Annotated in this window: 24 protein-coding genes; 2 read left to right on the forward strand and 22 right to left on the reverse strand. The window is 63.7% G+C overall.

Annotation, left to right across the window (positions count from 1 at the left end; translation table 11 throughout):
- Window positions 1–65: 65 nt before the first annotated feature.
- The 22 genes from UP06_RS25105 to UP06_RS25210 all read right to left on the reverse strand — a co-directional run bounded on the left by UP06_RS25105 (window position 66) and on the right by UP06_RS25210 (window position 24,256).
- Window positions 66–1,487 carry an amidase gene (locus UP06_RS25105; protein ID WP_045006354.1) on the reverse strand — a complete coding sequence of 474 codons (1,422 nt, stop codon included), beginning with the start codon at window positions 1,485–1,487 and terminating at the stop codon, window positions 66–68.
- Between the two features lie 126 nt (window positions 1,488–1,613).
- Window positions 1,614–2,549 carry a carbohydrate kinase family protein gene (locus UP06_RS25110; RefSeq protein ID WP_045006355.1) on the reverse strand — a complete coding sequence of 312 codons (936 nt, stop codon included), beginning with the start codon at window positions 2,547–2,549 and terminating at the stop codon, window positions 1,614–1,616.
- A gap of 17 nt (window positions 2,550–2,566) precedes the next feature.
- On the reverse strand, window positions 2,567–4,213 hold the full coding sequence (locus UP06_RS25115; protein ID WP_045006356.1) for an FGGY-family carbohydrate kinase: 1,647 nt from the start codon (window positions 4,211–4,213) through the stop codon (window positions 2,567–2,569).
- 38 nt (window positions 4,214–4,251) lie between these two features.
- A complete protein-coding gene (locus tag UP06_RS25120; protein WP_045006357.1) occupies window positions 4,252–5,025 on the reverse strand; it encodes an SDR family NAD(P)-dependent oxidoreductase in 774 nt (257 codons plus the stop codon).
- A gap of 39 nt (window positions 5,026–5,064) precedes the next feature.
- Entirely contained in the window at window positions 5,065–6,072 is a 1,008-nt protein-coding gene (locus UP06_RS25125; RefSeq protein ID WP_045006358.1) for an ABC transporter ATP-binding protein, read from the reverse strand.
- Between the two features lie 15 nt (window positions 6,073–6,087).
- On the reverse strand, window positions 6,088–6,918 hold the full coding sequence (locus tag UP06_RS25130; protein ID WP_045006359.1) for a carbohydrate ABC transporter permease: 831 nt from the start codon (window positions 6,916–6,918) through the stop codon (window positions 6,088–6,090).
- Window positions 6,919–6,922: 4 nt separating this feature from the next.
- Complete coding sequence (locus tag UP06_RS25135; protein WP_045006360.1) at window positions 6,923–7,795, reverse strand: carbohydrate ABC transporter permease; 873 nt, start codon at window positions 7,793–7,795, stop codon at window positions 6,923–6,925.
- A gap of 90 nt (window positions 7,796–7,885) precedes the next feature.
- The gene (locus UP06_RS25140) at window positions 7,886–9,139 is read right to left on the reverse strand and encodes an ABC transporter substrate-binding protein (RefSeq protein WP_245305544.1); all 1,254 of its coding nucleotides are present in this window, start codon (window positions 9,137–9,139) and stop codon (window positions 7,886–7,888) included.
- Between the two features lie 367 nt (window positions 9,140–9,506).
- The gene (locus tag UP06_RS25145; protein ID WP_045006362.1) at window positions 9,507–10,457 is read right to left on the reverse strand and encodes a sugar-binding transcriptional regulator; all 951 of its coding nucleotides are present in this window, start codon (window positions 10,455–10,457) and stop codon (window positions 9,507–9,509) included.
- A gap of 8 nt (window positions 10,458–10,465) precedes the next feature.
- Window positions 10,466–11,128 carry an HAD family hydrolase gene (locus UP06_RS25150; protein WP_045006363.1) on the reverse strand — a complete coding sequence of 221 codons (663 nt, stop codon included), beginning with the start codon at window positions 11,126–11,128 and terminating at the stop codon, window positions 10,466–10,468.
- A gap of 63 nt (window positions 11,129–11,191) precedes the next feature.
- Window positions 11,192–12,382, reverse strand: a complete 1,191-nt coding sequence (gene mmsB / locus UP06_RS25155) for a multiple monosaccharide ABC transporter permease (protein WP_045006364.1) — start codon at window positions 12,380–12,382, stop codon at window positions 11,192–11,194.
- Window positions 12,379–13,956 carry a multiple monosaccharide ABC transporter ATP-binding protein gene (mmsA, locus tag UP06_RS25160; protein ID WP_045006365.1) on the reverse strand — a complete coding sequence of 526 codons (1,578 nt, stop codon included), beginning with the start codon at window positions 13,954–13,956 and terminating at the stop codon, window positions 12,379–12,381. Before mmsA ends, mmsB begins: the two co-directional genes overlap by 4 nt.
- Before the next feature lie 63 nt (window positions 13,957–14,019).
- Window positions 14,020–15,093: a multiple monosaccharide ABC transporter substrate-binding protein gene (gene chvE, locus UP06_RS25165; RefSeq protein WP_045006366.1), complete on the reverse strand. Its 1,074-nt coding sequence runs from the start codon at window positions 15,091–15,093 to the stop codon at window positions 14,020–14,022.
- 73 nt (window positions 15,094–15,166) lie between these two features.
- A complete protein-coding gene (locus UP06_RS25170; RefSeq protein ID WP_156163208.1) occupies window positions 15,167–16,048 on the reverse strand; it encodes an SMP-30/gluconolactonase/LRE family protein in 882 nt (293 codons plus the stop codon).
- Window positions 16,045–17,121 (reverse strand): aldose epimerase family protein, encoded by a 1,077-nt coding sequence (locus UP06_RS25175; RefSeq protein ID WP_045006367.1) that lies wholly within the window; start codon window positions 17,119–17,121, stop codon window positions 16,045–16,047. Before UP06_RS25175 ends, UP06_RS25170 begins: the two co-directional genes overlap by 4 nt.
- A 2-nt stretch (window positions 17,122–17,123) precedes the next feature.
- Window positions 17,124–18,050, reverse strand: coding sequence for a Gfo/Idh/MocA family protein (locus UP06_RS25180; protein ID WP_045006557.1), 927 nt, complete (start codon window positions 18,048–18,050; stop codon window positions 17,124–17,126).
- Window positions 18,051–18,052: 2 nt separating this feature from the next.
- Complete coding sequence (locus UP06_RS25185; protein WP_045006368.1) at window positions 18,053–18,823, reverse strand: FadR/GntR family transcriptional regulator; 771 nt, start codon at window positions 18,821–18,823, stop codon at window positions 18,053–18,055.
- Window positions 18,824–19,103: 280 nt separating this feature from the next.
- Window positions 19,104–20,276 carry a fumarylacetoacetate hydrolase family protein gene (locus UP06_RS25190; RefSeq protein WP_045006369.1) on the reverse strand — a complete coding sequence of 391 codons (1,173 nt, stop codon included), beginning with the start codon at window positions 20,274–20,276 and terminating at the stop codon, window positions 19,104–19,106.
- A gap of 115 nt (window positions 20,277–20,391) precedes the next feature.
- The gene (locus UP06_RS25195) at window positions 20,392–21,369 is read right to left on the reverse strand and encodes a HEAT repeat domain-containing protein (RefSeq protein WP_045006370.1); all 978 of its coding nucleotides are present in this window, start codon (window positions 21,367–21,369) and stop codon (window positions 20,392–20,394) included.
- A 2-nt stretch (window positions 21,370–21,371) separates the two neighbouring features.
- Window positions 21,372–21,605 carry a 4Fe-4S dicluster domain-containing protein gene (locus tag UP06_RS25200; RefSeq protein WP_008141081.1) on the reverse strand — a complete coding sequence of 78 codons (234 nt, stop codon included), beginning with the start codon at window positions 21,603–21,605 and terminating at the stop codon, window positions 21,372–21,374.
- 30 nt (window positions 21,606–21,635) lie between these two features.
- Window positions 21,636–23,378 carry a fumarate reductase/succinate dehydrogenase flavoprotein subunit gene (locus UP06_RS25205; RefSeq protein ID WP_045006558.1) on the reverse strand — a complete coding sequence of 581 codons (1,743 nt, stop codon included), beginning with the start codon at window positions 23,376–23,378 and terminating at the stop codon, window positions 21,636–21,638.
- A 104-nt stretch (window positions 23,379–23,482) separates the two neighbouring features.
- A complete protein-coding gene (locus tag UP06_RS25210; RefSeq protein ID WP_045006371.1) occupies window positions 23,483–24,256 on the reverse strand; it encodes a ferredoxin--NADP reductase in 774 nt (257 codons plus the stop codon).
- Between the two features lie 204 nt (window positions 24,257–24,460).
- Here UP06_RS25210 and UP06_RS25215 point away from each other — a divergent pair, with 204 nt between their 5' ends.
- On the forward strand, window positions 24,461–24,766 hold the full coding sequence (locus tag UP06_RS25215) for a gamma-butyrobetaine hydroxylase-like domain-containing protein (protein ID WP_045006372.1): 306 nt from the start codon (window positions 24,461–24,463) through the stop codon (window positions 24,764–24,766).
- A 180-nt stretch (window positions 24,767–24,946) separates the two neighbouring features.
- A complete protein-coding gene (locus tag UP06_RS25220) occupies window positions 24,947–25,723 on the forward strand; it encodes a Crp/Fnr family transcriptional regulator (RefSeq protein ID WP_045006373.1) in 777 nt (258 codons plus the stop codon).
- Window positions 25,724–25,763: the final 40 nt, after the last annotated feature.

Below are 25,763 nucleotides of genomic sequence, written 5' to 3' on the forward strand. Positions count from 1 at the left end.
GCTCATCCGCGGCACGATCAACATGTCCGGACGCCCAAGGCAAGCCCTTTGCGGCAAGTGCCTCATCAGCCGGGCCGGCGGGACAAAAGGTCGTGCGAGGCCTCGAACAGCGCGCTGACGCGCAGCAATTCTGCGTCGGCACGGAATCGGCCGACAAGCTGAAGCCCGATCGGCAGGCCGTCGCGGCCGAAGCCGCAGGGGAGACTGATTGCCGGGTGGCCGGTCATGTTGAAAGGCATGGTCCAGGGGAACCAGTGCGGCCGGACGCTGTCAAAATGCTTGCCGTCGATCTCGATGGTGCCGAACAGATCCTGGTCGATCGGCAATGCGGTGCGGGTGATGGTCGGCATCGCCAGCAGATGACCGCGCGCAAGCAGGGATTGCACGCGCCGGAACAGCGCGGTGCGCGCGAACATCGCCTCCTGATAGGCGACGCCGCTGACATTGGTCGCAAGCGCGACCTGCTTGACGAAGGCCTCGCTGAGGACGTCGCCGTGCTCGGCAACCAGCTTGGCAAAACGCGTGCGCCAGACCGTGTGGTTGATGGCGCGCCAGATCGGCTCGATATCAAACCCTTCGCCCGAAAATTGCTCGAGCTCGGCACCCAGGCTCGCCAACCGATCGAGGCTTGCCTTGAAGGCCGTGGCGACATCCGCAGACACGGGACGTCCGGGCGGCGACAGGCAATACAGGATTTTTTGCCCGCGCAGATCGCCGCGCGGGGTGGCCGTGCCGATAAAATCAGGCACGGGCACGCCGATTGACCAGGGATCGCAGGCATCCTCGCCGGCCATCGCCTGCATCATCAAGGCGGTGTCGGCGACATCGCGCGTCATCGGCGTGACATAGGTCTGATTGCCGAAAGCATCGAGCGCCTGGCTGTGCGCGATGACCCCGTTGCTCTGCTTCAGCCCGACCACGCCGTTGCAGGCGGCGGGAATCCGCGTCGAGCCCCCACCATCGGTCGCGATCGCCAGCGGCGCGATGCCGCTTGCCACCGCCACCGCCGCGCCGCCGCTGGAGCCGCCGGAGGAACGCTCCGCGCTCCACGCATTGCGGGTGCGGCCGAACAGCGGTGAGTCGGTCAGACATTTGCTGCCGAATTCCGGCGTCGTGGTCTTGCCGATCAGGATCGCGCCCTCGGCGCGCAACCGCGCAACCGCCACGGCATCCTCATTCGGCACATTGTCCTTGTAGGGAACGGCGCCGAACGTGGTCTTCACGCCCTTGGTGTTGACGATGTCCTTGACGGTGTAGGGAATGCCGTGCAGCAAGCCGAGCGGCTCGCCGGCCGTCATTTTGCGCTCGGCTTCGCGCGCCTCGGCAAGCGCCTCGTCGCCACACAGCGTGATGAAGCAGTTCAATTCGCCCTGGAGCGCCTCGGCGCGCGCGAGCACAGCGCGGGTGATCTCGACAGGGGAGACCTCCTTGCCGCTGATGCGCGCGCGCAGTTCGACGGCGGACAGGAAACACAGATCGTTGCTCATAAGGGCAGGCTCGCGTGAGGTCGCGCGGACCTTGCCAGCGTGTGGCTATCCTGTCCATTTCGGCCGGCGCATGGCCGCAATTCACCGGAACAACTCAGAAATTAGGAGCCCGGACACCCTGTCTAGCTACCAGCTCCAGGTGATCTCATGGCTCCAGGGCGGATCGGCGCCCGGGCGAGTGCAGGTCAGGCCGGCACAATTGGCGGCAAAGGACAGCGCGCGGCGGAGCTCGTCAGCGCCGATGTCCTTCAATTGCTGCCGGGCAAGGCGTCCCTGCTTGTGCAGGGCGAACAGCAGCGCGGCCTGAAAACTGTCGCCGGCGCCGATGGTATCGGCGACCTCGACTTTTGGCGCAGTGACTTCGACATGCCCAGCCTTGGCATGCCAGGCCATGGCACCGTTGTTGCCGCGGGTGATGACGACGAGGCTCGTGCCCTGCCCCAGCAGCGCGCTCGCACGTTGCGCATAGGGCTCCTCGCCAAAGAGATAGGCGAAGTCGACATCCGACATCTTGATGAGATCGGCGTGGCCGCCGAACTCCGCCATGCGCGCGAGATAGGCCGGCTTGTCCTTGACCAGATTAGGCCGGCAGTTTGGATCGAAGGAGATCGTCGAGGACGCCCGCGCGTCTGCAATCAGGGCTTTGGTCTCGGCCGCGCCCTGGTCGTTGACCAGCGTGGTCGATCCGACGTGGAGGACTTCGACTTTATCAAAGGGAATAGAGCCGGGCCGGTAGGTCCAATTCCGCGTCGCGGTCTCGGCATCATAGAAGGCGTAATGCGACTCGCCCGCGACGATGCGCACGAAGGCGAGCGTGGTCTGATGATCACTGCGGGTGGCGAAGCTGAGCTCTACGTTCGAGGCTGCGGCATGATCGGCGATCATGCGCCCGAACAGATCGGTCGAGATGCCGCCGACAAAGACAGTTGGCGCCCCCAGCCGCGCCATCCCGATCGCAACGTTAAGACAGGAGCCGCCGACCGCCGGCATCACCGCCTCGCGCCCCTCGGCGTTTCGAGTCGGTACAAAATCGATCAGCGCATCGCCGCAAGACATCAGCATCCGTTTCAACCCCGAATTCAGTCCTTTGCGGCGTCGCGCATCGCGGCACGGCTGCCGCGGTCGACCTCGCGGAGCAACTTATACACATCCCGCTTGCGGGCGTGAAACGCGGCCATGTCGGGCGCGGTCGGTGCGCTCTTCCGTCCCAGCGCCGACATTTTTGCCATGGTCTCGCCGATCGAGGCATAGGCGCCGCCGGCAACCGCACCTAACATCGCCGCACCTAGCAGCACCGGCTCCTTCGTCTGCGGCAGCGCGACCGTCAGGCCGGTGGTATCAGCCATGATCTGTCGCACCAGCGGACTCCGGCTGGCGCCGCCGCCCATGATCATGATGCTGGAATGAACGCCATGCGCGGCAAAGGCCTCGATCACCTCGGCAAGACCATAGGCGAGCCCGCATAGGCCGGCAACGAACAGCCGCTCCATGGCGCCGATATCGGTGTCGAGATCGAGGCCCGCGATCACCGCGCGCGTATCGGGGTCGGCATAGGGCGAGCGATTGCCGATGAATTCGGGGAGGACATGGATATCACGGGCGAGCAGCGCGGCGCGGCTGGCATCGCCGGCGCGCGCGATGATGCGGCGCTCGAGGAACTCGATGAGATCGACGCCGTCGTTACGCGCCGCCGCACTCGCCTCGGCATGGCCCGGATGCGATTTGAGCAGATGGTCGATCGCCGCGCCCGCGGCCGACTGCCCACCCTCGTTGAGCCAGAAGTCCGGCACCATACCAGAATAATAAGGGCCCCAGACACCGGGCACGAAACACGGCTCCTTCGTCGTCGCCATGATGCAGGCCGACGTTCCCATGATGTAGGCAAGGCGGTCCGAGACGTCAGCCGCCCCGCCCGATCCGTCACGGCCACCGATTGCGCCGATGCCGCCGGCATGGGCATCGATCAGCGATGCGCCGACAGGTGTGCCGGGCGACAAGCCCAGGTCGGAGGCGGAGGCGCTCGTGAGACCCGCGCCGAGCCGCGTGCCCGGCGCAACGATCTCGGTGCCGATGCGGGCGTATTTCTCATTAACGAAATCCGACAAGCCAATGCGCTTGAAGAACGGCGCGCTCCAGCCGCCGCCATCATGGGCAAGATAGTTCCACTTGCAGGTGACGGTGCAGGTCGAGCGTTGCAGCGATCCCGTCGCGCGCCAGGTCAGGTAATCTGCCAGATCGAAAAAATGGCCCGCGGCGTCAAAACTCGCGCGCATGTGCCGCTTCAGCCACAACAGTTTTGGCATCTCCATCTCGGGCGAGATCGAGCCGCCGACATAGCGCAGCACGGCATCTCCGGTCTCGTTGATCAGCCGCGCCTCGGCCGTGGCGCGGTGATCCATCCAGACGATGACGTTGCGCTGCTTGTCTCCGGACGCGCTGACGGTGACCGGCTCGCCCAGGGGATCGAGCACCACAAGGGAACAGGTCGCATCGAAGCCGACGCCGCCGACGCTGTCGGGCGCGATTGCAGCTTCCGCCATCGCGGCCCGCACCGATCTCACGCAGGCGTCCCAGATGTCGGCCGACGACTGCTCGACGATGTCGCCGGCCTCGTGCCAGATCCGGATTGGATGCTTGGCGGTCGCAAGCAAAGTGCCCGCCTCGTCAAACACCCCTGCCCGCGTGCTCGTGGTCCCCACGTCGACGCCGATATACGCTCGCGGCATTGTTGCTCCCGGTCGCTTTCGTCAATTTTGACGCAAGCCTACCAGCAAGTGTAGCCGCCATCCACAAGCACGATGCTGCCGGTCATCAGGCTCGCCGCCTCCGAGGCCAGGAACAGCACGACCGAGGCGATCTCGTCGACCTGCCCCATCCGCGCCATCGGGGTTCCACCGATCCAGGCGTCATACATTCTGGCATCGCTCTTGACGAACGCGTTGAGCGGCGTGTCGATATAAGTTGGCGCCACCGCGTTGACGCGCACGCCGCGCGCGCCCCATTCGGCGGCCAGCGACTTGGTCAGATGGTGCACGCCCGCCTTGGAGGCGTTGTAGAAGGCCTGCTCCTGCGGCTTGTTGACGATGAATCCGGACATCGAGCCGATATTGACGATGGCGCCGCTCTTGGCCTTCAACATATGCTTGCCAAATTCGCGGCAGCACCAGAACGTGCCGTTGAGGTTGACGTCGATGACGTTGAGCCAGTGCTCGTCGGTGACGGTCTCCGCGGGCGTTTCGCTGCGAGCGATGCCGGCATTGTTGACGAGGATGTCGACCTTGCCGTGGCGGGCAACGAGGTCGTTCGCAACTTCCGCCACGCGCTTGGTGTCGGTGACGTCCATGATCGCGGTCTCGGCATCGTAGCCTTTCGCCTTCAGACTGGCCTTGGCGCTGTCGGCGACCTTGCTGTCGCGATCGCCGATCACGACCCTGGCGCCGGCCTCGGCCAGCGCTTCGGCGCAGGCCAGCCCAATGCCCTGCCCGCCGCCGGTGATGAACGCGGTCTTGCCGCTCAGCTTGAATTTCTCCAGGTACATGTTGGTATTTCCGTTTCTTTCGTTTCTTGCCGTTTCTTGTTAACCGCGAATGGCGTTGCCGCCTGCATCGAAGCGATGAATCCGCGCGGGGTCCGGCGCCAGCGACACGTGGTCGCCGGCATGCAGGCTCAATTCGCCGATGTAGCGCGCGGTCAGCATCCCGAGCGGACCGGCATCGACATAGAGGAAAGTGTCACTGCCGAGATGCTCGGCAACCGCGATCGTTCCCTGCCAGCCGCCGCCGCCATCGCGCTCGATCTTGATGTGCTCCGGCCGCACGCCGATGGTGGTCGCGCCTTGCTGTTTGGCGGGCTCGCCGGTCACGAGATTCATCTTCGGCGAGCCGATAAAGCCGGCGACGAAGAGATTGGCGGGCTTCTCGTAGAGATCCAGCGGCGAGCCATATTGCTCGATCTTGCCGCCATTGAGCACGACGATCTTGTCGGCCATGGTCATGGCTTCGACCTGGTCGTGGGTGACGTAGACCGCGGTGGTGCCAAGTTGCTTCTGGAGCCGCGTCACCTCGATGCGCATCTGCACGCGCAAGGCCGCGTCGAGGTTCGACAGCGGCTCGTCGAACAGGAACGCCTTGGGCTCGCGGACGATGGCACGGCCGATCGCGACGCGCTGACGCTGGCCGCCGGAGAGTTCGCGCGGCTTGCGGTCGAGATAGGGCGTGAGGTTGAGCGTCGCGGCGGCGGCCTCCACCTTGCGGTTGGTTTCGTCTTTGGAGAGGCCCGCCATCTTCAGGCCGAAACCGATATTGCCGCGCACGCTCATATGCGGATAGAGCGCGTAGGACTGGAACACCATCGAGAGCCCACGCTTCGCGGGGGGCGTATCGACGACGTTCTTGCCGTCGATCAAAATCTTGCCGCCGCTGACGTCCTCGAGCCCGGCGATCAGCCGCAGCAGCGTGGTCTTGCCGCAGCCGGACGGTCCCACGAACACCACGAAGGAGCCGTCCGCGATCTCGAGATCGGCGCCCTTGATGATGTGCACGGGGCCGAAGGATTTCTGCACGTCCTGAAGCGTAATCTGACCCATGATCCGGCAGCCCCCTTACTTTACCGCGCCGAAGGTGAGCCCGCGCACGAGCTGCTTCTGGCTGAACCAACCAAGGATGATGATGGGCGCGATCGCCAGCGTGGAAGCCGCCGACAGCTTGGCCCAGAACAGCCCTTCCGGGCTCGAATAGGACGCGATGAACGTGGTGAGCGGCGCGGCGTTCGAGGTCGTCAGGTTGAGCGTCCAGAACGCCTCGTTCCAGGCCAGGATCAAATTGAGCAGCATGGTCGACGCAAGGCCCGGGATCGCCATCGGCGTCAGCACATAGACGAGCTCGCGGCCGATGGTGGCGCCATCCATGCGCGCGGCTTCCAGGATGTCGCGCGGAATTTCCTTGAAATAGGTGAAGAGCATCCAGATCACGATCGGCAGATTGCCGAGGCAGAGGATGAAGACGAGGCCGATGCGGGAATCGAGCAGGCCGAAGGTCTTGAAGATCAAGTAGATCGGCACCAGCACGCCGACCGGCGGCATCATCTTGGTCGAGAGCATCCAGAGCAGGATGTCCTTGGTGCGCTTGGTCGGCGAGAACGCCATCGACCAGGCTGCGGGGATCGCGATCAGCAGCGCGATCAAGGTCGAGCCGCCGGCGATGATGATCGAGTTCATCGCATGGAGCAGATAGTCGCTGCGCTCCTGCACCGTCGCATAGTTTTCCGTGGTCCAGTGGAAGAACAGGAAGGACGGCGGAATGGCGAAAGCTTCGAGCTCGGTCTTGAAGCTCGTCAGCACCATCCACAGGATCGGGAAGAAGATCAGGAAGCCGAAGAACCACGCCCCGATCGTCGAGACCACCACCCGCTGCGTCGTTGATTTGCGCGCCATGATTTTAGGCTTCCAGGTTGCGGCCGACGATGCGGACGAGGAAGAAGGCGACGATGTTGGCGATCACCACCGCCACGAGACCGCCTGCCGATGCGCTGCCAACATCGAACTGGATCAGCGCCTGCGAATAGATCAGGAAGGCGATGTTGGTGGTCTGAAGGCCCGGACCGCCGCCCGTGGTGACATAGATTTCGGCGAACACCGTGAGCAGGAAGATGGTCTCGATCAGGATCACCACGGTGATGGGCCGCGCCAGGTGCGGCAGCGTGATGTAGATGAAGGCGGAGAGCGCGCTGGCGCCATCCATCTCGGCCGCCTCCTTCTGCTCCTCGTCGAGCGATTGCAGCGCGGTCAGCAGAATGAGCGTTGCGAACGGCAGCCATTGCCAGGCGACGATCAGGATCACGGCGAGCAGCGGCGCATCGGTGAACCAGTCGATCGGCGTCAACCCGAACACCTCGGCGAGCCAGGCGAACAGCCCGGACACCGGGTGCATCAGCAGGTTCTTCCACACCAGCGCGCTCACCGTCGGCATCACGAAGAACGGCGCGATCACCATCAGCCGCACGATGTTGAGGCCGATCACGGGCTGGTCCATCAGCAGCGCCAGGGGAATGCCGAGCAGGATGGTCAGCGCCAGCACCGAGCCGACCAGCACGAGCGTGTTCTGGAGCGAGGCGAGGAACGCCGGATCGGTGAGGAAGTAGCGGAAATTCTCCAGGCCGACGAACGCCTCGGAGCCGGGATCGAGCAGGCTGTAATGCAGCGTCGAGAAGTAGATCGTCAGCGCGAGCGGGACGATCATCCAGATGAACAGGAGCCCGACGGCCGGGGCCAGGAGCGACCGCGCAAGGAATTGCGTCTGCCGGGTTGCCATCCACGCGTCTCCTCGGGCGAGGGGAAAAGGCGGCCATCCATCAAGCGAAAAGTGGATGGCCGCAAGTGTGAGCTCAGGGAGAGCTCGGGTCTACTTGATGTAACCAGCGCGCTTCATCTCGCGCTCGGTCACCGATTGCGCCGCGGTCAGCGCCGCATCCACCGTCATCGATCCCGCAAGTGCGGCGGAGAATTGCTGCCCCACCTGGGTGCCGATGCCCTGGAATTCGGGAATGGCAGCGTATTGCACGCCGACGTAAGGCACGGGCTTCACTGTCGGCTTGTTCGGGTCGGCGGCGTCGATCGAGGCCAGCGTCAGCTTGGCGAACGGGGCGACCTTCAGATACTCAGGATTCTGGTAGAGCGAGGTCCGCGTGCCCGGCGGCACATTGGCCCAGCCCTCCTTCGCCGCCACGATCTTGGTGTAGTCCTTGCTCGTCGCCCAGGCGATGAACTTCTCGGCGGCTTCCGACTTCTTCGATCCGGCGGGGATTGCGAGACTCCAGGCCCACAGCCAGTTGGCGTTCTTGCCGAGCCCGGTGTTGGGCGCCAGCGCGAAGCCGACCTTGTCGGCGACCCTGGATTCCTTCGGGTTGGTGACGAACGATGCCGCCACCGTCGCGTCGATCCACATGCCGCACTTGCCGGCGTTGAACAGCGCCAGGTTCTCGTTGAAGCCGTTGGAGCTCGCGCCGGGAGGGCCGGCGTCCTTCATGAGATTGACGTAGGTCGTGAGTGTCGCCTTCCATTCCGGCGTATTGAACTGCGGCTCCCACTTCTCGTCGAACCAGCGCGCGCCGTAGGAATTGGCCATGGCGGAGAGGAACGCCATGTTCTCGCCCCAGCCGGCCTTGCCGCGCAGGCAGATGCCGTAGACGCCACCGCTCTTGTCGGTGACCTTCTTGGCGGCGTCGATCACGAAATCCCAGGTCGGCTTTTCCGGCATCTTCAGGCCGGCCTTCTCGAACAAATCGGTGCGGTACATGATCATCGAGCTCTCGCCATAGAACGGCGCGGCGTAGAGCTTGCCGTCGACGGAGACCGCGTCCTTGATCTTCGGCAGCAGGTCGGCGACGTCGTAATCGGCGCCGAGATTGGCGAGCGGCACCAGCCAGCCCTTCTTGGCCCAGATCGGCACCTCATAGGTGCCGATGGTCAGCACGTCGAACTGACCGCCCTTGGTGGCGATGTCGGTGGTGACGCGCTGGCGCAGCACGTTCTCTTCGAGAGTCACCCATTTCACGGAGATGTCGGGGTTCGCCTTGGTGAATTCGCTGGTCAGCCCCTGCATGCGGATCATGTCGCCGTTGTTGACGGTCGCGATCGTCAGGGTCGTTTCGGCCATCGCGGGGACGGCAAGCAGTACGGAGGCGCCACAGACGACGCCGAGGACGTGTTTCACGGTGACCTCCCTCAAATCGCGTTTTTGAGCATATGCCCACGCGTTGAGCGTATGTTCAACTGAGGGGCGACGCTTGTCAAGCACGCGCGCGAGCATTCTCGCAACTTATGAGTGCTGCGGTGCGGGAGGGCCGGCCCATTCCCTACTCTCGCTGTCATGCCTCGTGAAAGCGGGGCATCCAGTGCTCCGTATCGTCTGTTGGTTTGCCCCAAGCCAGGCCGCGGCGTACTGGATCATCCGCTTTCGCGGATGATGACAGCGGTGTGGGTGGCAAGACCTCCCGCCTCGGGAGGCTGGAAGAGCGAACGCCCTACCGCTCCAGAATCGCCCTTGCCGTCGTCTCGTCCGTGATCAGGCCGTTGATCAGGCGCCCATTCAGCGCCGCCGCAATCGCCTGCACCTTGGCCGCACCGACAGCCGCGCCGATCGTGGTGGTCTTCGCCGGTACTTCCGGCGGAATGCTGGTGAGGCGCTTGTTGGTGCCGGCCTTGAGCAGGCGGCCTTTCGCGTCATAGGCCCAGCCGGTGATCTCGCCGATGGCGCCCTGGCGCATCATCTCGAACAGTTCGTCACGGGTGACGAAGCCGTCGACATGGACCTGCGCCTTCTGGTCCATCTGGCCGATGCCGACAAGGCGCAGATCAGCCTTGGCCGCGACCGCCTTCACCTTGGCGATCGGCTCGATGCGGACCATCTTGTTGCGCTCGTCCTCCGAGGACATCAGGAACGGCAGCGGCATCGGATAATGCCGGGCGCCGGTGCGATCAGCGAGCCGGCCGACGGTATCGTAGAAGCTCGCCGAGCCGTCTGCGGAGATGTTGCCGACCAGCGAGACAATCTGGTGATTGGGCCGGTCGATCGGCGTGACGCGCTCGACCGCGGCGCGCACCGCGCGCCCGGTGCCGAGCGCGACGATCACCGGCGTCTCCGAGCGCAGCGTCGCGTCCAGCAGATTGGCGCAGCGCTCGGCGATGCCGGCTGTGGCCTGCGGCGCGGCCGGATCAGCCGGAACCACCTCGCAATGGGCGAGATCAAATCGCTCCTTCAGCCGTGCCGCCAGCTCCATGCAGGCGGCGATGGGATGTTCGAGCCGGAAGGTGATGAGCCGCTCGGCAAGGCACAGCGACACCAGCCGCTGGGCAGAGGCCCGCGACACCTGGAGCATCTTTGCGATCTCGTCCTGGGTGTGGCCGGCAATGAAATAGAGCCAGCCGGCGCGCGCGGCGTCGTCGAGTCTCGACTTTTCGTTCTCGACGGCCATGGCTGAAGTCACGCCTCCCAGAAATCGCTCATGCGCGCGAAGACCCGATCGGCCCCGGCGGCGGCCAGTATAGCGCGACCGTCACGCCCATGATAATGGCTGCCGCCGACAAATCCCCAGACCGTCATGCCGGCCGCCTTCGCCGCCTGCACGCCGCTGACGCTGTCCTCGATCACCAGGGCGCGCCTAGGATCGGCCTTCATCTTTTCGGCTGCGTAGAGAAAGAGGTCCGGCGCCGGCTTGCCGTGCTTGACCATCTGCGCGGTGTAGAGACGGCTATCGAAATGCGAAGCGAGACCCGTCACGTTGAGCGACAGCGAGACCCGATCGATATCGCTCGAAGATGCGACACAACGCGGCGCCTTCAACTCGGACAAGACGGCGCTCACCCCGGGGATCGGCTGGAGCACCCCCGCAAACGTCTCGAGCACGCGTGCCTTCAGGCGCGGGAGGAAATCGACAGGCAGGATCTCGCCGCGCTCGCGATAATATTGTCCGATCGCAGCCGTGCTACGCCCGAGAAAGAGGTCGAGCGCCTGCTCCACGCGAAGGTCGAAGCCGAACTCCGCCAGCACCTCCGACAGGCAACGGCAGCTCAACAGCTCGCTGTCGACGAGCACGCCGTCGCAATCGAAGATGATGAGATCAGGTTCTGGCTGGCCGTTCGCCATCCGGCCATTCGATCATATACCCATCAACTGAGCAATAGCTCACCGTATGGTGTGCCGATCTAGCTACCGCCGCTGGTTATACACGTCGATGCAGACCGCCCCGAGCAGCACCAGGCCCTTGATGACCTGCTGGTAGTCGATGCCGACGCCGAGGATGGACATGCCGTTGTTCATCACGCCCATGATCATGGCGCCGACCACGGCGCCGCCGACGCGACCCACGCCACCATAGGCCGAGGCGCCGCCGATGAAGCAGGCGGCGATGACGTCGAGCTCGAAGCCCAAACCTGCTTTAGGCGTCGCGGTGTTGAGGCGCGCGGCGAAGACGAGGCCGGCGAGAGCTGCGAGCACGCCCATATTGACGAAGGTGAGGAAGGTCAGTTGCTCGGTCTTGATGCCCGAGAGTTTTGCCGCCTTGGCATTGCCGCCGACCGCGTAGATATGGCGCCCGATCACGGTGCGGCGGGTAACGAAGCCGTAGAGCGCGATCAACGCGCTCATGATCACCAGCACGTTGGGCAGGCCGCGATAGATCGCGATCAGATAGGTGAAGTACAGCACCGCGCAGGCCAGCACGATGCTTTTTCCGAGAAAGAACGCGTAAGGCTCGACCTCGATGCCGTGCGACAGCTCGCGCGTGCGGCTCTTGGCGCTGGCATAGACCAGCCCCAGCGCCAGCACGGCGCCGATCAGCATCGAGGTCGGATGCAGCGTGCCGGCTTCGGGCAGCAGTTCCGGAATGAAGCCGGACGATAATTTCTGGAACGTCGGCGGGAACGGGCCGAGCGACTGGCCCTGCAACACCGCGAGCGCAAGCCCCTTGAACACCAGCATGCCGGCCAGCGTCACGATGAAGGACGGGATCTTGAAATAGGCGACCCAGTAGCCTTGCGCAGCACCAATGGCGGCGCCGACCGCGAGGCAAATGATGAAGGCGAGCGTGTAGTCGACCTTATACGTCACCATCAGCACGGCCGCGACCGCGCCGACGAAGCCCGCGACCGAACCGACCGAGAGGTCGATATGGCCGGTGACGATCACCAGCAGCATGCCCAGCGCCATGATGACGATATAGCTGTTCTGAAGCACCAGGTTGGTGAGGTTGAGCGGCTGGAGCAGCGTGCCGCCAGTCATGACCTGGAAAAACAGCATGATCGCGAGCAGCGACAGCAGCATGCCGTAGGTGCGCAAATTGTTCTTGATGAAGCTGCCGTGCCGGCGCTCCTCAGGCAGCGAAACCGTCTTGTCGGTCATGGGTGCAATCCTCCCATCTCCACGGCCTCAGGCACGCCGTTTTCATTGCTTCGTTCATTGCGCATGATGGCGCGCATGATTTTTTCCTGCGTCGCTTCAGTGCCAGGGAACTCGCCGACGAAGGCGCCATCGTTCATGACACAGATGCGGTCGCAGATGCCGAGCAGCTCAGGCATCTCCGAGGAGATCACCACGACGCCGCGGCCGGCCTCCGCAAGCTCGTTGATGATACAGTAAATCTCGTATTTGGCACCGACATCGATGCCCCGCGTCGGTTCGTCCAGGATCAGGACCTTGGGGTCGGTCATCAGCCATTTCGACAGCACCACCTTCTGCTGGTTGCCGCCGGAGAGCTGGCCGGTCTCCTGGTAGACGTCGGAGCAGCGGATCCGCATTCGGTTCCGATAGTCGCTGGCGACCTTCAGCTCGGCGATATCGTCGATCACGCGGTTGGGTGCGACCTGGTCGAGGCTTGCGAGCGTGATGTTCTTGCGGACATCATCGGCCAGGATCAGCCCGAGCTGCTTGCGGTCCTCGGTGACATAGGCGAGGCCGGCGTCGATTGCGGCTACGACGTTCGGCAGCGCGATCTCATGGCCTTCGAGCCGGATGCGACCGCTGATATTGGTGCCCCAGGAGCGGCCGAACAGGCTCATGGCGAACTCGGTGCGGCCGGCGCCCATCAGCCCGGCAATGCCTACGACCTCGCCGCGCTTCACGCCGAAATTGACGTTCTTGATCACCTGCCGTTCGGGATGGATCGGGTGATAGACCGACCAATTGGCGACCTCGAGCACGGGTTCGCCGATTTTCGCGCTGCGCTCGGGGAAGCGATGGGCGAGATCGCGGTTGACCATGCTGCGGATGATGCGGTCTTCCTGGATCGGCTCGGCATGGCAGTCGATGCTGTCGACGGTACGGCCGTCGCGCAGCACCGTGATGTGGTCGGCGACGCGCGCGACCTCGTTGAGCTTGTGCGAGATTAGGATCGAGCCGATGCCCTGCTCGCGGAATTTCATGAGACGTTCGAGCAGCGCAGCACTGTCGGCCTCGTTCAGGCTCGCGGTCGGTTCGTCCAGGATCAGCATGCGCACCCGCTTGGACAGCGCCTTCGCGATCTCGACCAGTTGCTGCTTGCCGACGCCAAGATCGGTGATCAGCGTATCCGGCGATTCCTTCAGGCCGACCTGCACCAGCAGATCGCGCGTGCGGCGGTAGACCTCGTCGCGATCGATCACGCCGAGTTTTGACGGCGGATGCGACAGGAAGATGTTTTCTGCGATCGACATCAGCGGGATCAGCGCCAGCTCCTGATGGATGATGATGATGCCGAGCGCCTCGGAATCGTTGATGTCGCGGAAGCGGCGCTCCTCGCCATCAAAGATAATGGTGCCCTCGTAGCTGCCGTGAGGGTAGACGCCACTCAACACCTTCATCAGCGTGGACTTGCCGGCGCCATTCTCGCCGACGAGCGCTTGGATCTGCCCTGCCTCGACCGAGAAGTTGACGTCGCGCAGCGCCTGCACGCCGGCAAAGCTCTTGCTGACGTTGCGCATCTCCAGCATGGCGGTCATCGTGTCATGTCCCATCCGTTACTTCCCCTCTCTCCGCAGGCGGGGAGAGGGGAAGAAAGAGTCTTATTGAAACTGCGACTTCTTGTAGTAGCCGCTGTCGACCAGCAGCTTCTCCCAATTGTCCTTGTAGACCACGGCCGGCTTGAGCAGATAGGACGGCACAATCTTGACGCCGTTCTCATAGGTCTTGGTGTCGTTGACGGTGACCTGCTTGCCGGCGAGCGCGGCATCGACCATGTCGGCAGTCACCTTGGCGAGATCGCGGGTGTCCTTGAAGATGGTCGAGTATTGATCACCGCGCAGCATCGCCTTGATCGAGGGCACTTCGGCGTCCTGGCCCGAGATGATCGGCATCGGCTGATCGGCGCTGCCATAGCCGACGCCTTTGAGCGAGGAGATGATGCCGATCGAAAGTCCGTCATAGGGCGACAGCACGGCATTAACCTTCTTGTTGCCGTAGTAGGCGCTGAGCAGATTGTCCATGCGGGCCTGCGCCGTGGCGCCGTCCCAGCGCAGGGTCGCGACCTTGTCCATGCCCATCTGGCCGGACACGACGACGAGCTTGCCGCTGTCGATATACGGCTTCAACACGCTCATCGCGCCGTTGTAGAAGAAGTAGGCATTGTTGTCGTCGGGCGAACCGCCGAACAGCTCGATGTTGAACGGGCCCTTGCCATCCTTCAGCCCGAGACCCTGCACGATCGAATCCGCCTGGAGCACGCCGACCTGGAAATTGTCGAAGGTCGCGTAATAGTCGACGTTCGGCGTGCCGCGGATCAGGCGATCATAGGCGATAATGGTGATGCCCTTGGCCTTGGCCTGCTTGAGCACGTCCGACAGCGTGGTGCCGTCGATCGCGGCGATCACCAGCGCCTTCGCACCCTTGGTCACCATGTTCTCGACCTGCGAGAGCTGGTTCGGAATGTCGTCCTCGGCATATTGCAGGTCAGTGTTGTAGCCGCGCTCCTTCAGCACCTTGACCATGTTGTTGCCGTCGTCGATCCAGCGCGCCGAGGACTTGGTCGGCATGGCGATGCCGACGGTCAGCTTGTCCTGGGCGGAGGCGGTGACGCCTGCGGCCATCGTCGCGGCGCCGGCCAGCGCCAGCGCGAAAAATGTCGTCTTCAGTTTCAGCATGTTTCACTCCCTTGGGTGTCAGACTGTTTTTTGGTTTCGTCGAGAACGATGGTCGTGGGGTGGTTCTGGTCTCCTATGCGAGCTTGACGTCGGGCTCCGCGCGACCGCGCGCGGATGCCTCCAGCAGAAAAGTGCAGCCGGCTTGCGGATCGGCGGCGCGTGCGGCCGCGTCCATGTCCTGCCAGGCGGAGGTGACGAGCAGGCGCGACAGATCGGGCCCGACGAAGGCGGGGCAGCTCGCCTGCTTTGCCGGCACACTCAAGGAGCGCAGGTGCTCGCCTTGCGGGCTGTAGACATCGATACGGCTTGCGCCCCAGCAGGCGTTCCAGATCTGCCCGTCGGCATCGCAGACCGAGCCGTCCAAGCCGCCGATGCCGGTGTGGCGCAACAAAACCTCCGGCTCCCCACGCGGCAAGCCGGTCGCGGGATTGAGCGGAACCGCGTAGAGCACCGCGCGCGCGGTGTCGGTGAAATAGCCGGTCGCACCGTCCGGCGAGAAGCAGATCGAATTGGGAATACTGATGCCGGGAAACAGCATCGAGATCTTGCCGCCATGGAGCGCGTAGATCGCGCCGGTCCCTCTTTCCGCCTTGCGGCCCATGGTGCCGATCCAGAACGTGCCGGACTGATGCACGCGGCAGTCATTGGAGCGCGTGTCGGGATTATCCGCTTCGAGCGGACGGAACAGCGTCATCGCGCCATCGGCGAGTGTCCGGATATAGAGGCCATCCTCCGCCACGATCAGCTGACGTTCGGCATCGATGCGCCCGAGCGCGCTCGCCATCCGGCCGAGTGCGTGGACGCGGATCGCGCCACTGCCGAGATGCGCTTCGAACAAACGCCCCTCACGAATGTCGAACCACCAGGCGGTGTCGGTAGTCACGTCATAAGTCGGCCCCTCGCCGAGATGACAGGGATCGTTCGAGAGGACGGAAGTCGGCACCTCTTCGATCATGGCGCCCTCACTGCAAAGCGGTAGACGGTGTGATGCCGATAGACTTGGCCGGGATCGAGGCGCGGGCTCGGAAAATCCGGCCGGTTCGGCGCATTCGGCCAGATGTGCGGCTCAAGACACATGGCGTCCGATTGCCGGATCAGCTTGCCGCCCTTCCCCGAAATCGTTCCGTCGAGATAATTGCCGGAATAGACCTGAAGACCAGGCTGATTGGTGAGGAGCTCCATGATCCGCCCCGAACGCGGCGCCTCCAGCCGCGCGGCGAGAGCAAGCTTGCCCTCGCGCCCGAGGCAGTAGGTGTGATCGTAGCCTTTGCCGTTGCGCAGCTGCGTATCGCTCTCGCGGATGCGCTCGCCGACAGGGTGGGCGTTGCGGAAATCGAAGGGCGTTCCGGCCAATGCGCGCGGCGGCTCCGGCAGTGGAATGGCCGTGGGGTCGATGGCGAGGAAATGCTCGGCCGCGACCATCAGCCTATGGTCGAGGATGGGCGTGCCTGAGGTCGCACCTTCGAGATTGAAGAAGCTGTGGTTGGTCAAATTGACGATGGTCGGCCGGTCGGTCCGCGCCTCCATAGTCAGCGACAGCTCGGTCGGGCCGGTGACGCGATAGGTCAGGCGGACGTCGAGCCGGCCGGGATAGTTTTCCTCACCGTGCGGACTCGTGTAGGTGAGCGTCACCGCTGGCTCTGCACCCTCGTCGATTTCGGCGATCTCCCAGAGCTTGCGGTCAAACCCGTCCAGGCCGCCATGCAGCGCATTCGGGCCGTTGTTGACGGGAAGCTGCACCGTTTCGCCGTCGAGCGAAAACTGCCCCTGGGCGATACGGTTGGCGTAGCGGCCGACGGTGGCGCCGAAGAATTTTCGTTCGGCGAGATAGCCGGCGAAGGCGTCATGGCCGAGCACAACATCGTCGTAGCCGCCCTTGGCATCCGGCGCGATCAGCGCCTGGATCACCGCACCATGGGTGATGATGCGGGCCTCGAACCCGCCCTCTCCGCGCAAGACGATGCGATCGACAGTGCGGCCGTCCGGCAGCGTTCCAAAGACGTCTTTTGTTATTTTTGAGCCAGCCATGTCTAGTCCATAAACGGTTCAACGATCGTGCGCTTGCCGAGCAGGAAGGCATCGGCGACGAGACGAAGCGGTGCCAGATCGACATCGCGTGCGCCGCGTGCCGCAAGCTCGACAAAGCGCCGGTAAAGCTCGCGATATTCCTGATCAGGCGCCTCGGCAATGGCCTTGCCATCGACGGCCATCCGCCTGCCGCCGCCGGACAACGCCATCCGGCCCTGATCGGTTTCCACGGCGATATCCCAGCTCTGGGGGCCGGTCTGGCGGAAATCGAACTCGGCGGTAATGGACAGGCCGCTGATGTCGGCCAGCGTCAGGCTCGCGGCAATCGGCGCCTGGCGATTGGCGGGAAAGGCAAGCTCGGCGGCGGTGACGAACACCGGTTGCGGCAGGATGCGGGTCAGGATCGAGAGCGCGTTGATGCCGGGATCGAACACGCCAAGCCCGCCCGGCTCCCAGATCCAGGCCTGCCCGGGATGCCAGACGCGGACGTCTTCCTTCCAATTGATGTGCACTGATTTAATCCGGCGCGTGGCGAGCCATTCGCGTGCCGGTTCGACCGCCGGCGCGTAGCGCGAATGCCAGGTCGCAAACAGTGTGCGCTTCGCATCCGCCGCCATCGCGATCAGTGGATCGAGCTCGGCGACGCCGGTGCCGGGTGGCTTCTCCAGCATCACATGCTTGCCGGCGGCGAGTGCGGCCGCGGCCTGCGCACGCCGAACCTGCGGCGGCGTGCAGAGCGAGACCGCATCGATCGGCGGTCCTTTCTCGAGCAATTCCTCGATGGTGGCAAAATGCGGCAGCTCCGGCAGCGACGCATTGCGGCTTGCGACGGCCGCGAGCGTCGCGCCCGATGTCGCGGCGATCGCACCGACATGCTGATCGCGCGCGATCTTGCCAAAGCCGACGATGGCGATGCGAAGTTCAGTCACGCTCATTCTCCAGTATCCGCGGATGACAACGGCTCGGCCGGCGCGGTCTCAATCACGGTACCCTCGTGGCGGTGCATGCCGTTGTGAATGACATAGACCATCGCTTCCGAGGCGGTGTCGGCATCACCGGCCGCGATGGCATCGACGATCTTCTGGTGCCACAGCAGCACGGCGTCGCGGTCGTCCGGCTCGACCGGCGCGCTGAGCAGGAACGACGCGCGCAAGGCGGCTTCGATGACATGTCCGATCGAGCGCATGAAAAGATTGCCGGACGCACGCGCCACCGCGACGTGAAGCGCGAGATCGGCATCGGCAAAGCCGACGGAGTCGGAAGCCTCAAGGCGCATGCGTTCCATGCTGCGGCGGATCTCGGCAAGGTCCTCCTCCGAGCGCCGCGCCGCCGCGAGCACGGCCGCCCGCGGCTCCACCGCGAGACGGATCTCGGCGAGATCGTTGAGGAAGCGTTTGTCGATGCCGGCGTCGAGATGCCAGGCCAGCACGTCAGCGTCGAACATGTTCCACGCGGCGCGCTCGCGCACGACGGTGCCGACCCGCGCCTTGGTGGTGAGCAGGCCCTTGGCGACCAGCGTCTTCACACTCTCCCGCAACACCGGCCGCGACACACCGAACATGGCGGTCAGCTCGGCATCGCCCGGCACCCGCGTTCCCTCCGCGTAGCGGCCGGCGATGATGTCGACGCCGATCGAGCGCGCGACTTCCGCGTTGTTGGAATGAGCTCGTTTGGTCGGGATGACCACGATGCGCGCGGTCATGAGGCGCCTCTCCCAATTACCGGCGAGCGCCCATTTCGGTAATATGGCACCCACACACGGCCCTTTCGGGGGCCATTTGGTCGACTATTTCACGGACGAGGCGAGCTGACTAGTCATATTATCTGACTATTCTTCGTTGACTCGGAGAAATGTGGGGTGGGCCGTTCTATGACACGCCCCACGCGATTTTGTTCCGTCTCTGCAACGCGAAGATGAAGGTGCGCTCCCTCTCTCGGCGAGCGGGGTCGCGACGAGCTTCGGTCGCGCTGGAGGCGAAGAGCTAGATCAGCTTCCGCTGCGCGAGGTTCTTCATCAGCGCACCGATGCCGAAGGTCCAGGGTTCGCACTCGTCGCTGGTCCGCATGCGGTTGACGAGCTTGCCGAGTTGAGGCGCAGCGATCGTGACGATGTCGTCGCGCTTGTGGGTGAAGCCCTGCCCCGGCGCATCGCGATCCTTGACCGGTGCGAACATCGTGCCGAGGAACAGCACGAAGCCGTCGGGATATTGATGCACCTTGCCGATGGTTTGCTCGACCAGGTCGGTCGGATCGCGGCTGATCATGCTGATCGAGGAATGACCGTCGAGAACGAAACCGTCCTGCCCCTTCACGTTCAGGCTGATATCAAGCTTGCGCGCATCATCGAGCGAGAACGTTTCATCGAACAGGCGCAGCAGCGGACCGATGGAGCAGGAGGCGTTGTTGTCCTTTGCTTTCGAGAGCAGCAGCGCCGAGCGGCCCTCGAAGTCGCGCAGATTGACGTCATTGCCGAGCGCGCCGCCGACGATCTTGCCGCGGCTCGACACGAACAGCACGAGTTCCGGCTCCGGATTGTTCCAGGTCGATTTCGGATGCAGGCCGGCATCCATGCCGGTGCCGACCGAGGACAAGGTCGGCGCCTTGGTGAAGACCTCGGCATCGGGACCGATGCCGACCTCGAGATACTGGCTCCAGGCGTTCTGATCGATCAGCACCTGCTTCAGCCGCATCGCCTGGTCCGAGCCCGGCTTGAGCTTCGACAGATCGTCACCGATCAGCCGCGTCACTTCCTTGCGGATCGCTTCGGCCGAGGCCGGATTGCCCTTGGCCCGCTCCTCGATCACGCGCTCCAGCATCGAGATGGCGAAGGTAACGCCGGCAGCTTTCAGCGTCTGGAGATCGACGGGCGCAAGCAGCCATGGCTTTTTCGGATCGCGCTGATCGGGCGCCGTATTGGCCACGATCGCCTCGAGATCGCCGATGCGCTCGCCCTTGGTCGCAGCAAGCGCCTTGGCGGGATTGTCCTCCTCGCAGAGCGCGCTGATGGTCGAAAATTTCGCGGTGACGTCGAAGACGCCGTCGCTGCGCACGGCGACCACGGCCGGGCCGTTCGCCTGCGGCAGCCAGACACGGCCGACAAGCGTCCCCTTCGTTCCATCCTCGGGGAGAAGATCTTTAACGGACAATGTCGTCATGGCCGGCGTCCTCGCTGTTTTTCGGATCGGCCGCGTTCGAATGGCAGCCGATCACGTTGGCGAAGACAAATAAACGTCTGGCGGGGGAAGTCCAGAGCGGCAGGATGCCTCGCAGCTATGCCCCTGCCCGCGCCTTGCGGGCCGCAATCTGCTGAAGCGCCCAGCGCGCGTTCTTGCGCACGTCGGGATCGGCGTCGTCGGCGATGACGGCCAGGAATGCCTCGCCGTCGGGATGCGCGATCTCGCCGAGTGCGGCAGCCGCCTCTTTCCGCAGATTGGCCTGGTCGTGGTTGATGCTATTGCCGATCGGGCGCACCGCGCGCTCGATCTTCATCTTGCCGAGGCTGCGGATCACCTTCAGCCGCACCTGCCAGAACTCATCAGCGAGTGAACTGATGAGCTGGTCGGCCGCAAGCGAACCGTTGACGTTGAGGCCCAGCGTTTCTGCTGCCATCTCGCGCACCATCCAGTCGGTGTCCTTCAGCGCGCGGGTTATGCTCTCGGCCGCCGGCTTCAGATGCGAGAAGGCCAATGCGCTCACCGCGGCGCGTCGGACATGGGCGTCGGGATCATTGATCAGTGCGGTCAGCGCCGGAATCGATTCCTCCAGCTTGAGGAAGCCGATCACGCCGATCGCCTGCACGCGCACGGCGGCGTCCGGGTCCTGAAGCGCTTCCAATGCCGGCTTCAGCGTATCCTTGCACCGCAGCTCCTTCAGTGCGCGCAGCGCGCCCATGCGGACGAAGGCGTGGGCATGCTTGACCAGCGGCAGGATGATTTCGGCACAGGCGGGATCCTTGAACTCGGCCATGCTGTCGGACGCGGCCGATGCCACGATCCTTTCGGGATCGACCAACAGCTTGACCAGCGCGCTCGCGGCCTCCGGCCCGTCGAACTCGCCGAGCGCCATGGCGACCTGCTGGCGCACACCGGCGTCGGGATCGGCGACCATCTTGGCGAGATGGCCGACGGCTGCCGGATCGCCGGAATGGCCGAGCGCGATGATGGCGACGCGGCGCTCGGCGGGATCGGCGGCCTGGAGTCGCTCGTCGGCGTCTTCGAGATCGTCATAGGATTCGAACGGGCTCGACATGACTACCTCAGGAGATAGGGAATGTTGACGGTGACGGCGCCGGTCGGGCAATCCGCCTCGCAGGGCATGCAGTACCAGCACTCGTCATAGGCCATGTAGGCCTTGCCGGTCATGTCGCTGATGCGGAGCACGTCGAGCGGGCAGACGTCCACGCACACGGTGCAGCCCTTGTCCGCGATGCATTTGGCGTCGTCGACGACCACCGGAACCGATGTCTGATAGGAAGCGAGAGGCATTGGATGCTCCTGGTGCTATGTTGCGATGGATCAGGCGGTGGCGCGGATACGCTGCTTGTCGTAGAGATCCTTCTCATCGTCCGCGATAGGCACGACGTAGGGCTCGACGGCACGCTTCTCGCTGGTCATCTTGCCGTTCTGCTTGCTCAGCAGCGTGTGGCAGAACCAGTTCTCGTTGTCCTTCTCCGGAAAATCCGTGCGCCAGTGATAGAGGCCCCAGCGGCTTTCCTCGCGGTAGAGCGAGGCATGCACGGCCATATCGGCGCAATCCATGATCGACTGCACTTCGAGGGCACGGAGCAGCTCGTGCGCGTTGCGCGCGATCATGTGCTCCTGCATGTCCTGGCGCGTCTCGGCGAGGCGCCGCATGCCGAGCTCATATTTGCGCGTGACCTTCGGCGGCTGGAGATAATCGTTGACGAGGCGTCGCGTCTTGTACTCGACCTGGTTCGGCGGAATGCCGTCCTCGCGTTTGGTCGGCGCCAGCACGCGGTCGCGCTCCGTCGCGACATCGGCGGCGTCGAACTCCGCAAAGTCGTGGTTGTCGGCGAACTCCATCGCATCGATACCGGCGACCGAACCGTTGGTAAAGGCGCCGAGCATGTAGTTATGCGGCACGCTCGCCATGTCACCGGCGGCGTAGAGGCCGGGGACGGTGGTGCGCGCATTGTCGTCGACGAACACGCCGGAGGCGCTGTGACCGGAACAGAAGCCGATCTCGGAGATATGCATCTCGATCGACTCGTTGCGGTAGTCGACCCCGCGCCCCTGCTGGAACAGGCCGCGCGTCGGCCGCTCCACCTTGTGCAGCGTGGATTCGATCTCCGAGATGGTATCGGGATGGAGATGCTTGAGCTGGAGGAACACCGGGCCCTTGCCGGACAGCAGCTCGTTGTAGAACTCGAGCATCATCTGACCCGACCAATAGTCGCACTCGATGAAGCGCGAGCCCTCGTTGTTGGCGGTAAAGGCGCCGAACGGACCGGCGACATAGGCGCAGGCGGGGCCGTTATAGTCCTTGATCAGCGGATTGATCTGGTAGCATTCGAGGTTCGCGAGCGCGGCGCCGGCGTGATAGGCCATCGCATAGCCGTCGCCGGAATTGGCGGCGTTCTCGTAGGTGCCGAACATGTAGCCGGACGTCGGCAGGCCTAGACGGCCGGCTGCGCCCATGCAGAGGATCACGGCTTTGGCCTTGATGACCAGAATCTCGGCCGTGCGGGTGTTGACGCTGATCGCACCGGCGATGCGGCCATCCGAAGACTTCAGCAGCCGCGTCGCCATGTAGCGGTTGGAGATCAGGATGCGGGCGCGGCGAAGCTGGCGATACAGCGCCTTCTTCACGGTCTCGCCGTTCGGCATCGGCAGAACATAGGTGCCGATGTGATGAACCTTCTTGACGGCGTAATCGCCGTTCTCGTTCTTCAGGAAGCGGATGCCAAAGCTGTCGAGCTCTTCGATAATCTTGTAGCAGTTCTGCGCGTATTTATAGACCGCCTTCTGATCGACGATGCCGTCATTGGCGATGGTGATTTCCTTGGTGTACTGCTCCGGCGTCGCGTAGCCGGGAATGACGGCGTTATTCAGCCCGTCCATGCCCATCGAGATCGCGCCGGAGCGCTTGACGTTGGCCTTTTCGAGCAGGACGACATTGGCCTTCGGGTTCTTCAGCTTCGCCTTCAACGCCGCCATCGGGCCGGCCGTACCGCCGCCAATGACCAGCACATCGCAGGAAACCTCCGAAAGTCCGTCGACGATCTGATCTAGTGCCATCGCTTGCTCCTGGTCCGCCGGCAGATCCGGCGCCTTTGCATCAGATTTGTTCAGGGGGCGTCCCGGCGATAGCAATTAGTTGTCGCCAGAGACCGATTTGCGCCTCACCGCTCGACGAAGGCCTTTTCGATCACGAAATGGCCGGGCTGGCTGTGGTTGCCCTCGACAAAGCCGCGCGCGGCAAACATCGCGGGGAGCTCCTCGAGCATCGCCGGGCTGCCACACAGCATGATGCGATCGGTCTCGATATCGAGGTCTGATAGCCCGATGTCGTCGAACATCTGGTTGGAGGCGATCAAATCAGTGATACGGCCGCGGTTCTTGAACGGCTCGCGGGTCACGGTCGGGTAGTAAAACAGCTTGTCGCGGATCAGCGGGCCGAAGAATTCGTGATTGCGCAGTCCATCGACGAGGTGCTCGCCATAGGCGAGCTCGGAAACCCGGCGGCAGCCATGGGCGAGCACGATGGTCTCGTAATTCTCGTAGACGTCGGGGTCCTTGATCAGGCTGGCGAACGGCGCAAGCCCGGTGCCGGTCGAGAGCAGCAGCAGACGTTTTCCCGGAATGAGATTGCCGGTGATCAGCGTGCCAGTCGCCTTGCGGCCGACCAGGATGATGTCGCCTTCCCTGATCTTCTGGAGGCGCGAGGTCAGCGGGCCGTCCTGTACCTTGATCGAGAAGAACTCCAGCTCTTCCTCGTGATTGGCGCTCGCCATGCTGTAGGCCCGCATCAAAGGCTTGCCTTCGACCTCGAGCCCAATCATCGCGAACTGGCCGTTCTGGAAACGGAAGCCGGGATCGCGCGTGGCGGTGAAGCTGAACAAGGAGTCGGTCCAATGCCTGACCGACAGAACCGTTTCCTTCTGAAAGGCGCTCATTGTCTCTCCTTGGCCTACGATGGCGCACAAGGTTTCGGAGAGAAGGGAGAGTCCAGCAATGCGGAAGTGAAATTCCCGGTCGATTAGTTTCACATTTCCCGAGCGGTGGCTGAATAGCAGGCAACGACGCCACGCCTTCACTCTGGCAATTAGTTGCTATTCGCGCCCGACCGCGCCGGCGTACAAGAGAGTCGGAGATTCGTCATGACCATGACTGCACTGGTGGCACCGACGGTGAGCGAATACGAAGCAAGCGCCGATCTCGCGACGCTCGTCGTGCGCACGACGCAAAACGACGTGGTCAGGATTGCGGCCGAGCAGCTACGCCTCTCCTGCAAATGCGCCCACTGCACCCGCGCCCGCTTCGACGACCGCTTTCCTGAAGCGTTTCCGGGCATCGCGATCACCGAGATCGGCGATCTCGGCTACGGGCTGAACATCTCGTTTTCGGATGGGCATAATCGGGGGATTTATCCGAAGCCGTATTTGTTGAGTTTGGCGGGGCATTAGCCGACCCACTTGCTCCGCTGTCATTCCCCGCGAAAGCGGGGAATCCAGTACGCCGCGGCTTCTCCGTATCCCATTGCTTTCTCTGGAATACTGGATCGCCCGCCTTCGCGGGCGATGACAGTTGAGTGATTGGCACGGACATTGCTCCTCTTTAGAACGATTTCAACGTTCCGGAGGCGGATGATGTTGCAGGCGGCCAACGTGGTTCGCGGAGCTGTTCCCGGAGCGGTTCGACCTGCCGGCGGCTCCTCGCTGCTGCTCACCGAGAACCAGCAATGGATCGGCGGACCACCGCCGCTGATGGACAAGCTGACGCCGCGCGAGCGGGAACTGGTGCTGAAGCAGGGCCGTCGCAAGGTGCTCAACCGCGGCCAGACGCTGTTCAGCCAGGGCGGCAAGCATGACGGCATCTGGCTGATCGAGAGCGGCCGCATCCGCGTGTTCTATACTTCTCCGCTCGGACGCGAGATCACATTGGCCTACTGGCATGTCGGCAATTTCGTCGGCGGGCCTGAAGTGTTCGAAGGCACCGTGCACCAATGGTCTGGCGTTGCATCCAGCAATTGCAGCGTGGTGCACCTGCCCGGAAAGGAGCTGCGGTCGCTCGCCGTGGAGATTCCGAACCTCGCGATCGGCCTGATCGAGGGCCTGACCTTCAAGGGCAAGTGCTATTCGGCGCTAGCCCAGATGCTGGGAACGCGATCGATCACGCAGCGGCTTGCGCATCTTCTGCTGCATCTCGTCGATCTCTACGGCGTCGAGGATGCCGACGGCAGGGTGATCGCAGCCGCTTTCACCCATGCCGACATTGCCCATATGGTCGGCGCCACCAGGCAGTGGGTCACGATCAGCCTGAAGCGCATGCAGGAGAAGGGAATCGTGCTGACCAAGCGGTCGCAGATCGTGGTCTGCCGGCCGGACGTGCTGGAAGAAATGCGCGGCCAAGCGGCCGACTGACGGCGCGAGACCAGCGTCAGTGCACAGGCAAGCGGCTTTA

This window comes from Bradyrhizobium sp. LTSP857, assembly GCF_000938285.1.
Lineage (GTDB): Bacteria > Pseudomonadota > Alphaproteobacteria > Rhizobiales > Xanthobacteraceae > Bradyrhizobium.

What these genes read in the sequence shown, in the direction of transcription:
- UP06_RS25105 (WP_045006354.1), bottom strand. Translation starts at nt 1,487, where the DNA reads ATGAGCAACGATCTGTGTTTCCTGTCCGCCGTCGAACTGCGCGCGCGC.
- UP06_RS25110 (WP_045006355.1), bottom strand. Translation starts at nt 2,549, where the DNA reads ATGCTGATGTCTTGCGGCGATGCGCTGATCGATTTTGTACCGACTCGA.
- UP06_RS25115 (WP_045006356.1), bottom strand. Translation starts at nt 4,213, where the DNA reads ATGCCGCGAGCGTATATCGGCGTCGACGTGGGGACCACGAGCACGCGG.
- UP06_RS25120 (WP_045006357.1), bottom strand. Translation starts at nt 5,025, where the DNA reads ATGTACCTGGAGAAATTCAAGCTGAGCGGCAAGACCGCGTTCATCACC.
- UP06_RS25125 (WP_045006358.1), bottom strand. Translation starts at nt 6,072, where the DNA reads ATGGGTCAGATTACGCTTCAGGACGTGCAGAAATCCTTCGGCCCCGTG.
- UP06_RS25130 (WP_045006359.1), bottom strand. Translation starts at nt 6,918, where the DNA reads ATGGCGCGCAAATCAACGACGCAGCGGGTGGTGGTCTCGACGATCGGG.
- UP06_RS25135 (WP_045006360.1), bottom strand. Translation starts at nt 7,795, where the DNA reads ATGGCAACCCGGCAGACGCAATTCCTTGCGCGGTCGCTCCTGGCCCCG.
- UP06_RS25140 (WP_245305544.1), bottom strand. Translation starts at nt 9,139, where the DNA reads ATGGCCGAAACGACCCTGACGATCGCGACCGTCAACAACGGCGACATG.
- UP06_RS25145 (WP_045006362.1), bottom strand. Translation starts at nt 10,457, where the DNA reads ATGGCCGTCGAGAACGAAAAGTCGAGACTCGACGACGCCGCGCGCGCC.
- UP06_RS25150 (WP_045006363.1), bottom strand. Translation starts at nt 11,128, where the DNA reads ATGGCGAACGGCCAGCCAGAACCTGATCTCATCATCTTCGATTGCGAC.
- mmsB (WP_045006364.1), bottom strand. Translation starts at nt 12,382, where the DNA reads ATGACCGACAAGACGGTTTCGCTGCCTGAGGAGCGCCGGCACGGCAGC.
- mmsA (WP_045006365.1), bottom strand. Translation starts at nt 13,956, where the DNA reads ATGACCGCCATGCTGGAGATGCGCAACGTCAGCAAGAGCTTTGCCGGC.
- chvE (WP_045006366.1), bottom strand. Translation starts at nt 15,093, where the DNA reads ATGCTGAAACTGAAGACGACATTTTTCGCGCTGGCGCTGGCCGGCGCC.
- UP06_RS25170 (WP_156163208.1), bottom strand. Translation starts at nt 16,048, where the DNA reads ATGATCGAAGAGGTGCCGACTTCCGTCCTCTCGAACGATCCCTGTCAT.
- UP06_RS25175 (WP_045006367.1), bottom strand. Translation starts at nt 17,121, where the DNA reads ATGGCTGGCTCAAAAATAACAAAAGACGTCTTTGGAACGCTGCCGGAC.
- UP06_RS25185 (WP_045006368.1), bottom strand. Translation starts at nt 18,823, where the DNA reads ATGACCGCGCGCATCGTGGTCATCCCGACCAAACGAGCTCATTCCAAC.
- UP06_RS25190 (WP_045006369.1), bottom strand. Translation starts at nt 20,276, where the DNA reads ATGACGACATTGTCCGTTAAAGATCTTCTCCCCGAGGATGGAACGAAG.
- UP06_RS25195 (WP_045006370.1), bottom strand. Translation starts at nt 21,369, where the DNA reads ATGTCGAGCCCGTTCGAATCCTATGACGATCTCGAAGACGCCGACGAG.
- UP06_RS25200 (WP_008141081.1), bottom strand. Translation starts at nt 21,605, where the DNA reads ATGCCTCTCGCTTCCTATCAGACATCGGTTCCGGTGGTCGTCGACGAC.
- UP06_RS25205 (WP_045006558.1), bottom strand. Translation starts at nt 23,378, where the DNA reads ATGGCACTAGATCAGATCGTCGACGGACTTTCGGAGGTTTCCTGCGAT.
- UP06_RS25210 (WP_045006371.1), bottom strand. Translation starts at nt 24,256, where the DNA reads ATGAGCGCCTTTCAGAAGGAAACGGTTCTGTCGGTCAGGCATTGGACC.
- UP06_RS25215 (WP_045006372.1), top strand. Translation starts at nt 24,461, where the DNA reads ATGACCATGACTGCACTGGTGGCACCGACGGTGAGCGAATACGAAGCA.
- UP06_RS25220 (WP_045006373.1), top strand. Translation starts at nt 24,947, where the DNA reads ATGATGTTGCAGGCGGCCAACGTGGTTCGCGGAGCTGTTCCCGGAGCG.